Below are 13,472 nucleotides of genomic sequence, written 5' to 3'. Positions count from 1 at the left end.
AGCGCCCAGGCCTGAAGCGCCCGCGCCACCTGGAGCGTTCTCCGGGACGGGCGGCGCGCAACTTCCTCAAGCGCCCCCGCGCCCACGCCTGGGCGGCCGGAAGCGTCCTGCTGCTCGCCCTGCCCTTCTACCTCGACCGGTTCTGGCTCCAGGCGGGCCTGTTCGCCATGGCCGCCGCGATCGGCGCCATCGGCATCAACCTCCTCACCGGCGCCACCGGCCAGCTCTCCATGGGGCACGCCTTCTTCCTCGCCGTGGGCGCGTACGGCTACTGCGTGTTCGCCGGTGAGGGCGACGGGCTCACCGGGCTCGGCCTGCCCACCTCGCTCGCCGCCGTCCTCGCCGTACTGCTCGCGGGCGCCGCAGGCGGCGCGTTCAGCCCCATCGCGGGCCGCCTGCGCGGCGCCTACCTCGGCATCGCCACGCTCGCGCTGATCTTCATCGGGCAGCACGTCCTGTTCAACGCGGGCGACCTGACGGGCGGCTCGAACGGCCGCGCCGTGCCGCCCCTGAGCGTCTTCGGGTTCACCTTCGACGACCGCGAAGTCGTGGTCGCCGCCGTGCCCTTCGGCTCCGCCGAGAAGCTCTGGTACGCGGGGCTCGTGCTGCTCCTCGGCTGCGGGCTCTTCGCGCGCGGCGTGCTGCGCGGGCGGCCGGGCCGCGCCCTGAACGCCATCCGCGACCACCGCGTCGCCGCAGGCGTCCTCGGTGTGCCCGTCGCCCGCTACCGGGCCGGCGTGTTCGTCCTGTCGTCGATGTACGCCGGACTCGCGGGCGTCCTGCTGGCCCTGGTCTTCCAGCGCACCGTGCCCGACTACTTCGGCATGACGCTGTCCCTGGAGTACCTCGCCATGATCGTCATCGGCGGGCTCGGCTCCGTCGCGGGCGCGGTCGCGGGCGCCGTCCTCGTCTCGCTCCTGCCCCAGTTGCTCACCCGCTACAGCGAGGCGCTGCCCCTGGTCTCCGCGCCCGGCACCGGTGGCATCGCACCGGGGGAGGCGTCCCGGTACCTGTACGGCGCCGCCGTCGTCGCGGTGGTGCTCTTCCTGCCCGGCGGCCTCATCAGCGTCGCCGCCCGGCGCTCACGGTCCATCCCAGGGGAGGAAGCATGACTCCAATGACCCGTGCCACGGCCGTCGTCACCGCGCTCGCCGCGGCGGTCGCACTCGCCGCGTGCAGCTCCAAGGCCAAGGACGACGACAAGGGCGACGGAGGCGGCAACGCGGAGGGCGTGAAGACGGGCGAGGGCATCTCCGGCAAGACCATCACCCTCGGCGCCCTCACCGACATGACCGGCGTCTACGCCACCCTCGGCAAGAGCGTCACCCAGGCCCAGCAGCTCTACGTCAAGCAGCTCAACGCCGCGGGCGGCATCTGCGGCCACCGCCTGAAACTCCAGGTCCGCGACCACGGTTACGACCCGCAGAAGGCCGTCGCCGCGTACACGGAACTGGAACCGGACGTCCTCGGCTACACCCAGTTCATCGGCTCCCCGTTCGTGGCCGCCGTCAAGGACCGCGTCGACGGCCAGGACAAGGGCCTCGTGCTGCCGCAGGCCTGGTCGGCGAACCTCCTCGGCAGCCCCTACGTACGCGTCATCGGATCCACGTACGACATCGAGACCATCAACGCCGTCGACTTCCTGATCAAGGAGAAGGGCCTGAAGAAGGGCGACAAGCTCGGCCATGTCTACTTCGAGGGCGACTACGGAGAGAACGCGCTCAAGGGCTCGCGGCACATGGCGGAGAAGTCCGGTCTGAGCGTCGTCGAGCAGAAGATCAAGCCCACCGACAACGACATGACGGCCCAGGCCGCCGCCCTGAAGAAGGCCGGTGTCGACGCCGTCGTGATCAGCGCGGGCCCGCGGCAGGCCGCCTCCCTCGTGGGCGTCGCCGCGGCGACGAAGCTCGATGTGCCGATCATCGGCAACAACTCGGCGTTCGCCCCGCAGCTCCTCGCCACGCAGGCGGGCCCCGCCCTGACGAAGAACTACTACGTCGCCTCGCCCACCCTGCCCATCGGCGCCGCCACCCCCGCCGCGAAGAAGCTGGTCGCCGACTACCGGAAGGCCCACCCCAAGGACGCCCTCGACAACGGCGTCGTCGCCGGCTGGACGGCCGCCTCGGTCTTCGGCGAGGCCCTGAAGAAGGCCTGCGCCGCCAAGGACCTCACCCGCGAGGGCGTCGACAAGGCTCTGCTGACCATCGACGCGTACGACGCCGGCTTCGGCGCCCGCCAGAACTTCACGAACCCCAAGGCCCCCTCGTCCAAGGAAACCGCCATCCTGAAGCCCGACAAGTCGGCGACGGGCGGCATGACGGTGGTACGGGAGCCGAACGCGTCCACGGAGGCGCAGGCGTACACGCCGGGTTCCTGAACGCAGAAGGGGCCTGGACCGATCCGGTCCAGGCCCCTTCGGGCAAACGTACAAGCGCCGCTACGGCAACTGCCCGGCCCGCGCCTCGCGCCGGTTGTCCCGGAAGTTGTTCACCCGGCGAGCCGTGGCGAACAACGGGATCACCGCGCCGAGCACCAGCTGCAGCGCGCAGCCGGTCTGGAGCAGCAGCTGACCGCCGGGGGCGTCGAAGGCCCACGCGGCGAGCAGCCCCATCGCGGCGACGATCCAGGCGAGCATGGCCACCGCGAGCGGGCCCCGCGGCTTCGGATACTCGACCCGGCTCACCATCAGCCAGGCGGTGCCGATGATGGCGAGGAGCGTGGCCACGAAGGGCAGCTCCAGGAGCACGATCGAGACAACGGTCAGCGCGCCGAACGGCGACGGCATCCCCTGGAACACTCCGTCACGCAGGGTCACGCACGAGAATCTCGCAAGCCGCAGCACCACCGCCAAGAGCACCACGATCGCCCCGACCGCCGCGACCCGCTGATGCGCGCCCTCGCCGACCACGCCGTACACGAGCACGAAGTACGCGGGGGCCAGACCGAAGCTGATCAGGTCGGAGAGGTTGTCCAGCTCCGCGCCCATCGGCGACGACCGCAGCTTGCGGGCCACGAGCCCGTCGAAGAGGTCGAAGACGGCGGCGCACAGCATCAGGATCACGGCCGTGGCGGCGCTGTTGCGGGCCATGCCCGACTGGTCACCCGTGAGGTGCGGGATGAGGATGCCGGTGGTGGTGAAGTACACCGCCATGAAGCCGCACGTGGCGTTGCCCAGCGTGAGCGTGTCCGCTATCGACAGGCGCAGGGAGAGCGGCATGTCCTCGTCGGAGTCGCCCACCGCGGAGGCCCCGTTGTCCACGGCCTCGGGCACCCAGCCCGCCGGTGTCTCAGGATCAGTCACGGTCAATGCGGGTCACCCCAGCCACGGTCTTCTGCCCCACCTCGACGTCCACCTCGACGCCCTCCGGCAGGTAGATGTCGACGCGCGAGCCGAAGCGGATCAGGCCGATGCGCTCGCCCTGCTCCACCTTGGTGCCCTGAGGCACGTACGGCACGATGCGCCGGGCGACGGCGCCCGCGATCTGGATCATCTCGATGTCGCCGAGCTCGGTGTCGAAGTGCCAGACAACGCGCTCGTTGTTCTCGCTCTCCTTGTTGAACGCCGGGACGAAACCGCCCGGGATGTGCTCGACGGACGTCACCGTGCCGGCCAGCGGCGCGCGGTTGACGTGGACGTTCAGCGGGCTCATGAAGATCGCGACGCGGGTGCGCCCGTCCTTCCACGGCATGATGCTCTGTACGACACCGTCGGCAGGCGAGATGACCCGGCCCCGGGTGATCTCGCGCTCGGGGTCGCGGAAAAACCACAGCATGCCCGCCGCGAGCGCGGTGGTGGGCACGGCAATCGCGGCCGCGCCCTTGGAGCGGCGTGACCTGGCCAGGCTGAGTGCCGCGGTGGCGACGGTCGGCAGGAGCCACGGCGATGCTCCGCGCGCGAGGCGTCCACCGAGGAAGCTGACGCGAGGTGCAGAGGTTTGGCTGTGGGGCATGGATGACCTTCGTAGCGGATGATGCCGCACTGCATATGGGGGACGGCGGCTTTCCCGGGATCGTATCGGTTGCGAGCCACAACTGGGCAAGCCAGGAAGCCGAGTCGGCCGCCGCTGCGTGCTGACTGGGTGTGATCTTCTTCTCGAGTAAATCTCGAAGAAATCACCCCAAGTCGGACATTCAGCCCTGGAATCGATACTCTTCGAGGAGTCGTCGGCCAATGATCATTTTCTGGATCTCGGCGGTTCCTTCACCGATCAACAGCATCGGCGCCTCGCGGTAGAGACGCTCGATCTCGTACTCCTTCGAGAAGCCGTACCCGCCGTGAATCCTGAACGCGTCCTCTACGACTTCCTTGCAGTATTCGGATGCCAGATACTTCGCCATCCCTGCTTCGAGGTCGTTTCGCTCCCCGGAGTCCTTTTTGCGTGCTGCGTTCACCATCATCGCATGGGCGGCCTCGACCTTGGTAGCCATCTCCGCCAGCTTGAACTGAATTGCCTGGTGCTGGGCGATCGGCTTGCCGAAAGTGTGACGCTGTTGGGCATACGAGACGCCCAGTTCAAAAGCACGCTGCGCGACGCCGCAACCACGCGCCGCCACATTCACGCGGCCGACCTCGACGCCGTCCATCATTTGGTAAAACCCTCGGCCGGTCGCCCCGCCGAGCACGCGATTGGCCGGAATGCGCAGGCCATCCATGATCAACTCGGTGGTGTCGACACCCTTGTAGCCCATCTTGTCGATCTTCCCGGGGATGGTCAGCCCCGGACGCACCTCGCCGAAGCCCGGCTCCTTCTCCACGAGGAACGTCGTCATCGACTTGTGCGGGGCCGTGCCCTCAGGGTGTCCTTCGTCACTTCTGACGAGCACGGCCACCAGCGTTGACGAGCCCCCGTTCGTCAGCCACATCTTCTGACCGTTGAGGACGTACTCCTCGCCGTCCTTGACCGCCTTCGACGCGATCGCCGACACGTCGGAGCCGAGCCCCGGCTCCGACATCGAGAACGCGCCCCGCACCTCACCCGTCGCCATGCGCGGCAGGAAGTGGTCCTTCTGCTCCTGCGTGCCGTGCTGCTTGAGCATGTACGCCACGATGAAGTGGGTGTTGATGATGCCGGACACCGACATCCAGCCGCGCGCTATCTCCTCCACGCACAGCGCGTACGTCAGCAACGACTCGCCCAGACCCCCGTACTCCTCCGGGATCATCAGGCCGAACAGGCCCAACTCCTTGAGGCCGTCGACGATCTGCTGCGGGTACTCGTCGCGGTGCTCCAGCTCGGTCGCGACCGGCAGGATCTCCTTGTCGACGAAGTCCCTGACGGTGGACAGGATTTCCCGCTGGATGTCGGTCAGACCGGCGGTCTGCGCGAGTCGCGTCATGACTGCTTCTCCGTCTCCTGCGCCGCGGGCGCGGACTTCTTCTCCGTGGGCGCGATCGGCTCCGGGCGGCCGGGCTGCTCGCCGCCGCGCTCCTTGATGTACGTCTCCGTGGGCACCATCACCTTGCGGCGGAACACGCAGACCAGCGTGCCGTCCTGCTTGTAGCCCCGGGTCTCCACGTACACGACCCCGCGGTCCGACTTGGACCTCGACGGCGTCTTGTCCAGGACCGTCGTCTCGCCGTAGATCGTGTCGCCGTGGAACGTCGGCGCCACGTGCTTGAGCGACTCGACCTCCAGGTTCGCGATCGCCTTGCCCGACACGTCCGGCACCGACATGCCCAGCAGCAGCGAGTAGATGTAGTTCCCGACGACGACGTTCTTCCCGAAGTCCGTCGTCTGCTCCGCGTAGTTGCTGTCCATGTGCAGCGGGTGATGATTCATGGTGAGCAGACAGAAGAGGTGGTCGTCGTACTCGGTGACCGTCTTGCCAGGCCAGTGCTTGTACACGGCGCCGACTTCGAACTCCTCATAGGTGCGGCCGAATTGCATGATCCCTACGCCTCCGGAGCCTCGAACGTGCTGGTGCGCCGCATGCCGGCCGCACGGCCCTTCCCGGAGATGACCAGCGCCATCTTCCGGCTGGCCTCGTCGATCATCTCGTCGCCGAGCATCGCCGAGCCCTTCTTGCCGCCCGCCTCGGACGTGTAGTACTCGTACGCGTCCAGGATCAGCTCGGCGTGGTCGTAGTCCTCCTGCGACGGCGAGAACACCTCGTTGGCCGCCTCCACCTGGCCCGGGTGCAGCACCCACTTGCCGTCGAAGCCGAGCGCGGCCGCGCGGCCCGCCACCTCGCGGTAGCCGTCGACGTTCTTGATCTGGAGGTACGGGCCGTCGATCGCCTGGAGGTCGTGCGTGCGCGCCGCCATCAGGATGCGCATCAGGATGTAGTGGTACGCGTCCGCCGGGTAGCCGGGCGGCTGCTCGCCCACGACGAGCGACTTCATGTTGATCGACGCCATGAAGTCGGCCGGGCCGAAGATGATCGTCTCAATACGTGACGAGGCGGCGGCGATCTCGTCAACATTGACCAGACCCTTGGCGTTCTCGATCTGCGCCTCGATGCCGATCCTGCCGACCTCGAAGCCCATCGTCTTCTCGATCTGCGTAAGCAGCAGGTCGAGGGCCACCACCTGCTGGGCGTCCTGGACCTTCGGCAGCATGATGCAGTCAAGATTGGGGCCAGCGCCCTCGACCACCGTCACGACGTCGCGGTACGTCCACTCGGTCGTCCAGTCGTTGACGCGCACGACCCGTGTCTTGCCCGTCCAGTCGCCCTCGTTGAGGAACTTGACGATCGTGTGCCGCGCCTCGGGCTTGGCGAGCGGCGCGCACGCGTCCTCCAAGTCGAGGAACACCTGGTCGGCGGGCAGGCCCTGGGCCTTCTCCAGGAAGCGCGGGTTCGAGCCGGGAACGGCCAGGCAGGAGCGGCGCGGGCGGAGCCGGTTCACCGCGCCGGACTGCGGCTGGGTCTGGGTCATGCGGGGACCTCCAGAGGGTCGAGGTGGTTCGCTTTCCGGATCTCGTCGACGATACGACCGATGATCTCCGTGATGCCGAAGTCCTTGGGGGTGAACACGGCGGCCACACCCGCCGCCTTCAGGTCCTCGGCGTCGCTGCTGGGGATGATGCCGCCGGCGATCACGGGGATGTCGTGCGCGCCCGCGGTGCGCAGCCGCACCAGCACGTCCGGCACGAGCTGCGCGTGCGAGCCGGACAGGATCGACAGGCCCACGGCGTGCACGTCCTCCGCGAGCGCCGCGTCCACGATCTGCTCGGGGGTGAGCCGGATGCCCTGGTACACGACCTCGAACCCGGCGTCACGCGCGCGCACCGCGATCTGCTCGGCGCCGTTGGAGTGCCCGTCGAGGCCCGGCTTGCCGACGAGGAAGCGCAGCCTGCCGCTGCCGAGGTCCGCGGCGGTCTTCTCGACCTTCTCGCGGACCAGCGCGAGCGGCGTGCCCGCCTCCGCCGTGACGGCCACCGGCGCCCCGGAGACGCCCGTGGGCGCCCGGAACTCCCCGAAGACCTCCCGCAGCGCCCCCGCCCACTCCCCGGTCGTCACACCGGCACGCGCGCACTCCAGGGTGGCCTCCATCAGGTTGCCGGTGCCGGCCGCGACCTCCTTCAGCCGGTCGAGCGACTGCCGGATCGTCGGGAAGTGGAACGGGTCGCCGAGGCCCTGCCGGTCCGAGGACTCCTGACGGGTGGTGCGCCACACCCCGATGGCCTCCACCACACGCGCCTCGACCTCGGGGTCGACCGTCATGATCGCGGTGTCCAGGTCGGCGGTGAGCGGGTTCGGCTCCGTCGTCTCGAAGACGTTCACACCGATGATCTTGTCCTCGCCCGCCTCGATGCGCGCCCGGCGCTCCGCGTGCGAGGACACGAGCTGCGCCTTCAGATAGCCCGACTCGACGGCGGCCATCGCGCCGCCCATCTGCTCGATGCGGTCCATCTCCGCCAGGGACTCCTCGACGAGGGCGTCGACCTTGGCCTCGATCACATGGGAGCCCGCGAAGATGTCCTCGTACTCCAGCAGGTCGCTCTCGTGCGCGAGGACCTGCTGGATGCGCAGCGACCACTGCTGGTCCCAGGGGCGCGGCAGACCCAGCGCCTCGTTCCACGCGGGCAGCTGCACGGCACGCGCGCGTGCGTCCTTCGACAGCGTGACGGCGAGCATCTCCAGGACGATGCGCTGGACGTTGTTCTCCGGCTGCGCCTCGGTCAGGCCGAGCGAGTTGACCTGCACGCCGTAGCGGAAGCGGCGCTGCTTGGCGTCCGTGATGCCGTATCGCTCGCGCGTGACGCGGTCCCAGATGCGCCCGAAGGCCCGCATCTTGCACATCTCCTCGATGAACCGCACACCGGCGTTCACGAAGAAGGAGATCCGCGCGACGACGTCACCGAACTTCTCCTCGGGCACCTGCCCGGAGGCACGCACCGCGTCGAGCACCGCGATCGCCGTGCTCATCGCGTACGCGATCTCCTGCACCGGCGTGGCCCCGGCCTCCTGCAGGTGATAGCTGCAGATGTTGATCGGGTTCCACTTCGGGATGTGCGCCACCGTGTACGTGATCATGTCGGTGGTCAGGCGCAGGCTGGGTCCCGGCGGGAAGACGTGGGTGCCGCGCGACAGGTACTCCTTGACGATGTCGTTCTGCGTCGTCCCCTGGAGCTTGCCGATGTCGGCACCCTGTTCCTCGGCGACGACCTGGTAGAGCGCGAGCAGCCACATGGCGGTCGCGTTGATCGTCATGGAGGTGTTCATCTGCTCCAGGGGGATGTCCTGGAACAGCCGCCGCATGTCGCCGAGATGGGACACCGGGACGCCGACCCGGCCCACCTCCCCGCGCGCGAGGATGTGGTCCGGGTCGTACCCGGTCTGCGTCGGCAGGTCGAAGGCGACCGACAGACCGGTCTGGCCCTTGGCGAGGTTGCGCCGGTACAGCTCGTTCGACGCCTCGGCCGTGGAGTGGCCGGCATAGGTGCGCATCAGCCACGGCCGGTCCTTCTGACGCTCAGTCATGTGCGGGCCCAGCCCCCTCAGATGTCGCGGAAGCGGTTGATGGCGTCGAGGTGCCGGGCCCGCGTCTCCTGGTCGCGCACGCCGAGTCCCTCGCCGGGTGCGAGCGCGAGGACGCCGACCTTGCCCTGGTGCAGGTTGCGGTGCACGTCGTAGGCGGCCTGCCCGGTGTCCTCCAGGGAGTACACCTTGGAGAGCGTCGGGTGGATCTTGCCCTTGGCGATCAGCCGGTTGGCCTCCCAGGCCTCGCGGTAGTTGGCGAAGTGCGAGCCGATGATGCGCTTCAGGGACATCCACAGGTAGCGGTTGTCGTACTCGTGCATGTAGCCCGAGGTCGAGGCGCAGGTGGTGATGGTGCCGCCCTTGCGGGTGACGAACACGGAGGCGCCGAAGGTCTCGCGGCCGGGGTGTTCGAAGACGATGTCGATGTCCTCGCCGCCGGTGAGCTCACGGATGCGCTTGCCGAAGCGCTTCCACTCCTTGGGGTCCTGGGTGTGCTCGTCCTTCCAGAACTTGTAGCCCTCGGCGTTGCGGTCGATGATCGCCTCGGCGCCCATGGCGCGGCAGATCTCGGCCTTCTGGGGGCTGCTCACCACACAGATGGGGTTGGCGCCCCCGGCGAGCGCGAACTGCGTTGCGTACGAGCCGAGTCCACCGCTCGCGCCCCAGATCAGCACGTTGTCGCCCTGCTTCATGCCGGCGCCGTTGCGGGAGACGAGCTGCCGGTACGCGGTGGAGTTCACCAGCCCCGGAGCCGCCGCCTCCTCCCAGCTGAGGTGGTCCGGCTTGGGCATGAGCTGGTTGGACTTCACGAGCGCGATCTCCGCGAGCCCGCCGAAGTTGGTCTCGAAGCCCCAGATGCGCTGCTCGGGGTCGAGCATGGTGTCGTTGTGGCCGTCGCTGGATTCCAGCTCGACGGACAGGCAGTGCGCGACGACCTCGTCGCCGGGGTGCCAGGCGTTCACACCGGGGCCGGTGCGCAGCACGACGCCCGCGAGGTCGGACCCGATGATGTGGTACGGCAAGTCGTGACGCTTCGTCAGCTCGCTGAGCCTGCCGTACCGCTCCAGGAAGCCGAAGGTCGACAGCGGCTCGAAGATCGATGTCCACACGGAGTTGTAGTTCACCGACGACGCCATCACGGCCACCAGGGCCTCGCCCGGGCCGAGTTCGGGCACCGGGACGTCGTCCAGGTGCAGCGACTTGCGCGGGTCCTTGTCCCGCGTGGCGAGACCGGCGAACAGCTCCGTCTCGTCCTTGTGCACGGTCACCGCGCGGTACGACTCGGGCAGCGGCAGCGCGGCGAAGTCGGCCGCCGAGGTGTCCGGCGATTGGATCGCGTCCAGGATTTCCTGCATGGGATGCCTCCGGCGAAGGGCGCTACCGGCGGGTAGCGCTCTGAGGGGTACGTCGGGGTGGTGCTGGAAAGGGTGTGGTGCCGTCGGTTCGGCGGAGGTGGTGCTGTGGCGACGCCGTGGTGGGGCGCGGGAGGTGCCTGTGACGCAGGCGTCCGGGCGCGCTCGCCAATGGCTCACGGGGACAGCCGGCGTACGGAAGTTCTCCGCGTGCCGGCCGCCCGGACAACATCAACGTATGACACCGCGTGCCAGTCGGCAAGACACTCAGTGCCAACAATTTCTCTCAGTTGTCAGCAGCGGGCTTCATCTGAGCGATGATCGATCATTGCAGGTCAGCAGGGGTGCGGGTGGGTTCCCTCATGGGGCGCCAAAAAACGCCGGACGGGCAGTGGATAGCCCGTCCGGCGTTTGAGGACGAGGCCCGAAGGGCCGAAAAGGGGGAGAGGGGCGAAGCCCCATCAGGAGCGAGTGCGCAGCGCCTTCTCGATGGTGCGCATGACCTCGTCGAGGGGAGCGTCGGTGCGCGCAACGGTAACCAGCACCTCACCCCCGTCGGAGACGGTCGCCGCCCCCGACGGGGGCACCGTGTCCCGCCCTGCGGGAATCCCCGTCCCGAACGTCCGCCGCACGATCCCGAAGGCATGGTCGAGCTGCCCCTCGACGTCCCCCTGCCCCCCGGCCCGCAGCCACCGCCGCAGCACGTGGTTGTGCGCCGTCACCACGGCGGACGCGGCGACCTCCGCGAGCAGCGGATCGTCGTTGCCGTGATGGTGCGCGTGCTCGTCGAAGTGCCCGAGCAGATAGCGCGTGAACAGCCGCTCGTACCGCGCCACGGACGCGATCTCGCGCTCGCGCAGCGTCGGCACCTCCCGCGTCAGCCGGTACCGCTCCACGGAGACGGCGGGCGACGCGGCGTACATCTTCATGACCTCCTTGATCCCGCGGCACACGGTGTCCAGCGGGTGCTCGTGGGCGGGCGCCGCGTTGAGCACGGCCTCCGCGCGGATCAAGGTGTCGTCGTGGTCGGGGAAGATCGCCTCTTCCTTGGAGCGGAAGTGGCGGAAGAAGGTCCGGCGGGCCACACCGGCCGCGGCGGCGATCTCGTCGACCGTCGTGGCCTCGTACCCCTTGGACGCGAACAGTTCCATGGCGGCGGCCGCCAGCTCGCGGCGCATCTTGAGCCGTTGGGCGGCGGCGCGGCTGCCCGCGGCGCTCTCCGGAGCGTCGGGCGTAGCTGTCGTACGTGAGGACTTGACGGCCTTGGACATGCCCCGAACGTACTGCATGTGCGCAGCTGAGTGCGCCTGCGGGACGGGGCTGCCCGACGGTTCGAGCAGCCCGCCCCAGTCCGCGCGCTCGGCGCGCACCGCTTCCTGTGCTCTGGCTCCGGGGTCCGCGCGCCGGTCAGCGCCGGGCATATTCGCGGAAACCACGGCCCGTCTTGCGGCCGAGGCAGCCCGCGGCCACCAGGTGCTCCAGGAGAGGGGCGGGGGCGAGGCCCGGCTCGCGGAATTCGCGGTGCAGCACCTTCTCGATGGCCAGCGAGACGTCCAGGCCGACGACGTCCAGGAGCTCGAAGGGCCCCATGGGGTAGCCGCCGCCCAGCTTCATCGCGGCGTCAATGTCGTCAAGAGACGCGTAGTGTTCCTGGACCATCTTGATCGCGTTGTTGAGGTACGGGAAGAGCAGCGCGTTCACGATGAAGCCGGCCCGGTCGCCGCAGTCCACCGGGTGCTTCTTGATCGACGCGCACACCTCGCGGGCCGTGGCGTGCACGTCGTCCTCGGTCAGCACGGTGCGCACGACCTCGACGAGTTTCATGGCCGGCGCCGGGTTGAAGAAGTGCAGGCCGATCACGTCGCCGGGGCGGGAGGTGGCGCGGGCGCAGGCGACGACCGGCAGGGAGGACGTGGTGGTGGCGAGGACCGCGCCCGGCTTGCAGACCTTGTCGAGCGTCGCGAACAGCTGCTGCTTGATCTCCAGGTCCTCGGCGACCGCCTCCAGAGCGAGATCGACGTCGGCGAACGAGTCGTACGTCCCGCTCGGCGTGATCCGGTCCAGGGTCTTCGCCGCCGCCTCCGACGTCATCCGCCCCTTGTCGACAGAGCGCGAAAGCGACTTGGCGATACGGGACTTGGCCGCCGCGGCCTTCTCCTCGCTGCGGGCGGCGAGCACCACGTCGTACCCGGCCTTCGCGAAGACCTCCGCGATGCCCGACGCCATGGTCCCGGAACCGGCCACTCCGACGGCGCGCACCTCACGTCCGCGCGCCTGCCGCGTGCCCTCCAGCGGTGTCGCGGCGTCCCGCACCACCTCGTCGCTCCCGGACGCGGCGTACGTGTAGAAGCCGCGGCCCGACTTGCGTCCCGTCAGGCCCGCCTCGCTGAGCTGCTTGAGGATCGGGGCGGGCGCGTGCAGCCGGTCCTGCGACTCGGCGTACATGGCGTCGAGGACGGTGCGGGCGGTGTCGACGCCGATCAGGTCGAGCAGCGCGAGGGGGCCCATCGGCAGTCCGCAGCCGAGCCGCATCGCGGCGTCGATGTCCTCCCGGCTCGCGTACTTGGCCTCGTACATCGCGGCCGCCTGGTTGAGGTAGCCGAAGAGCAGCCCGTCGGCGACGAAACCGGGGCGGTCGCCGACGGCGACGGGCTCCTTGCCGAGCGCGCAGGCCAGGTCGGTGACCCTCGCCACGGCGGCCGGCGCGGTGAGCACGGACGAGACGACCTCGACGAGCTTCATCGCGGGCGCCGGATTGAAGAAGTGCAGGCCCAACACCCGCTCCGGGTGGGCGGATTCGGCGGCCAGCCGCGTCACGGACAGTGCGTTGGTGCCGGTGGCGAGGATCGTGCCGGGGCGGACGACACCGTCGAGCTCACGGAAGATCTGCTGCTTGATCTCGTACGACTCGGGGGCGACCTCGATCACCAGGTCGGCGTCGGCCGCCGCCCGCAGGTCGGTGAAGGTGCGGAAACGGGCCAGAGCGGCGTCGCGCTCGCTCTCGGACAGCCGCTCGCGGCGCACGGCACGCGCGGTGGAGGCCTCCAGGGCGGTGACGGCGCGGGCGACGGCCTGCTCACTGATGTCGATGCCGATGACCTCGCGGCCCGCGCGGGTGAGGACTTCGGCGATGCCGGTGCCCATCGTGCCCAGACCGACGACGGCGACCGTGTGCAAGGGAGTGTCCATGCGTGG

Annotated in this window: 11 protein-coding genes; 2 read left to right on the top strand and 9 right to left on the bottom strand. The window is 69.2% G+C overall.

Features of this window, described 5'->3' with window-relative positions; all coding sequences use genetic code 11:
* Nucleotides 1-11 precede the first annotated feature (11 nt).
* The gene (locus AC0KTA_RS06400) at nt 12-1,112 is read left to right on the top strand and encodes a branched-chain amino acid ABC transporter permease (RefSeq protein WP_481056327.1); all 1,101 of its coding nucleotides are present in this window, start codon (nt 12-14) and stop codon (nt 1,110-1,112) included.
* Entirely contained in the window at nt 1,109-2,377 is a 1,269-nt protein-coding gene (locus AC0KTA_RS06395) for an ABC transporter substrate-binding protein (RefSeq protein ID WP_481054129.1), read from the top strand. The genes AC0KTA_RS06400 and AC0KTA_RS06395 overlap by 4 nt, the downstream gene beginning before the upstream one ends.
* A gap of 60 nt (nt 2,378-2,437) precedes the next feature.
* Here AC0KTA_RS06395 and pssA read toward each other — a convergent pair whose 3' ends face one another.
* The 9 genes from pssA to AC0KTA_RS06350 form a co-directional block, all read right to left on the bottom strand.
* Nucleotides 2,438-3,307, bottom strand: coding sequence for a CDP-diacylglycerol--serine O-phosphatidyltransferase (pssA, locus tag AC0KTA_RS06390; RefSeq protein ID WP_481054128.1), 870 nt, complete (start codon nt 3,305-3,307; stop codon nt 2,438-2,440).
* Nucleotides 3,294-3,950, bottom strand: a complete 657-nt coding sequence (locus AC0KTA_RS06385) for a phosphatidylserine decarboxylase (RefSeq protein ID WP_078621543.1) — start codon at nt 3,948-3,950, stop codon at nt 3,294-3,296. Before AC0KTA_RS06385 ends, pssA begins: the two co-directional genes overlap by 14 nt.
* 181 nt (nt 3,951-4,131) lie before the next feature.
* Entirely contained in the window at nt 4,132-5,337 is a 1,206-nt protein-coding gene (locus AC0KTA_RS06380) for an acyl-CoA dehydrogenase family protein (RefSeq protein WP_481054127.1), read from the bottom strand.
* The gene (locus AC0KTA_RS06375) at nt 5,334-5,888 is read right to left on the bottom strand and encodes a MaoC family dehydratase (RefSeq protein WP_481054126.1); all 555 of its coding nucleotides are present in this window, start codon (nt 5,886-5,888) and stop codon (nt 5,334-5,336) included. The genes AC0KTA_RS06380 and AC0KTA_RS06375 overlap by 4 nt, the downstream gene beginning before the upstream one ends.
* 5 nt (nt 5,889-5,893) lie before the next feature.
* Nucleotides 5,894-6,877 (bottom strand): HpcH/HpaI aldolase/citrate lyase family protein, encoded by a 984-nt coding sequence (locus tag AC0KTA_RS06370; protein WP_481054125.1) that lies wholly within the window; start codon nt 6,875-6,877, stop codon nt 5,894-5,896.
* Nucleotides 6,874-8,925, bottom strand: a complete 2,052-nt coding sequence (locus AC0KTA_RS06365; RefSeq protein WP_481054124.1) for a protein meaA — start codon at nt 8,923-8,925, stop codon at nt 6,874-6,876. The genes AC0KTA_RS06370 and AC0KTA_RS06365 overlap by 4 nt, the downstream gene beginning before the upstream one ends.
* 17 nt (nt 8,926-8,942) lie before the next feature.
* Nucleotides 8,943-10,280 (bottom strand): crotonyl-CoA carboxylase/reductase, encoded by a 1,338-nt coding sequence (gene ccrA / locus AC0KTA_RS06360; protein ID WP_481054123.1) that lies wholly within the window; start codon nt 10,278-10,280, stop codon nt 8,943-8,945.
* Nucleotides 10,281-10,738: 458 nt separating this feature from the next.
* The gene (locus AC0KTA_RS06355; RefSeq protein ID WP_481056326.1) at nt 10,739-11,566 is read right to left on the bottom strand and encodes a TetR family transcriptional regulator; all 828 of its coding nucleotides are present in this window, start codon (nt 11,564-11,566) and stop codon (nt 10,739-10,741) included.
* Nucleotides 11,567-11,684: 118 nt separating this feature from the next.
* Nucleotides 11,685-13,466, bottom strand: coding sequence for a 3-hydroxyacyl-CoA dehydrogenase family protein (locus AC0KTA_RS06350; protein ID WP_481054122.1), 1,782 nt, complete (start codon nt 13,464-13,466; stop codon nt 11,685-11,687).
* Nucleotides 13,467-13,472 lie beyond the last annotated feature (6 nt).

The organism is Streptomyces sp. Y309, from assembly GCF_056712025.1.
This window is presented reverse-complemented; position numbering and strand designations above follow the sequence as displayed.

What these genes read in the sequence shown, in the direction of transcription:
- AC0KTA_RS06395 (WP_481054129.1), top strand. Translation starts at nt 1,109, where the DNA reads ATGACTCCAATGACCCGTGCCACGGCCGTCGTCACCGCGCTCGCCGCG.
- AC0KTA_RS06385 (WP_078621543.1), bottom strand. Translation starts at nt 3,950, where the DNA reads ATGCCCCACAGCCAAACCTCTGCACCTCGCGTCAGCTTCCTCGGTGGA.
- AC0KTA_RS06380 (WP_481054127.1), bottom strand. Translation starts at nt 5,337, where the DNA reads ATGACGCGACTCGCGCAGACCGCCGGTCTGACCGACATCCAGCGGGAA.
- AC0KTA_RS06375 (WP_481054126.1), bottom strand. Translation starts at nt 5,888, where the DNA reads ATGCAATTCGGCCGCACCTATGAGGAGTTCGAAGTCGGCGCCGTGTAC.
- AC0KTA_RS06370 (WP_481054125.1), bottom strand. Translation starts at nt 6,877, where the DNA reads ATGACCCAGACCCAGCCGCAGTCCGGCGCGGTGAACCGGCTCCGCCCG.
- AC0KTA_RS06365 (WP_481054124.1), bottom strand. Translation starts at nt 8,925, where the DNA reads ATGACTGAGCGTCAGAAGGACCGGCCGTGGCTGATGCGCACCTATGCC.
- ccrA (WP_481054123.1), bottom strand. Translation starts at nt 10,280, where the DNA reads ATGCAGGAAATCCTGGACGCGATCCAATCGCCGGACACCTCGGCGGCC.
- AC0KTA_RS06355 (WP_481056326.1), bottom strand. Translation starts at nt 11,566, where the DNA reads ATGCAGTACGTTCGGGGCATGTCCAAGGCCGTCAAGTCCTCACGTACG.
- AC0KTA_RS06350 (WP_481054122.1), bottom strand. Translation starts at nt 13,466, where the DNA reads ATGGACACTCCCTTGCACACGGTCGCCGTCGTCGGTCTGGGCACGATG.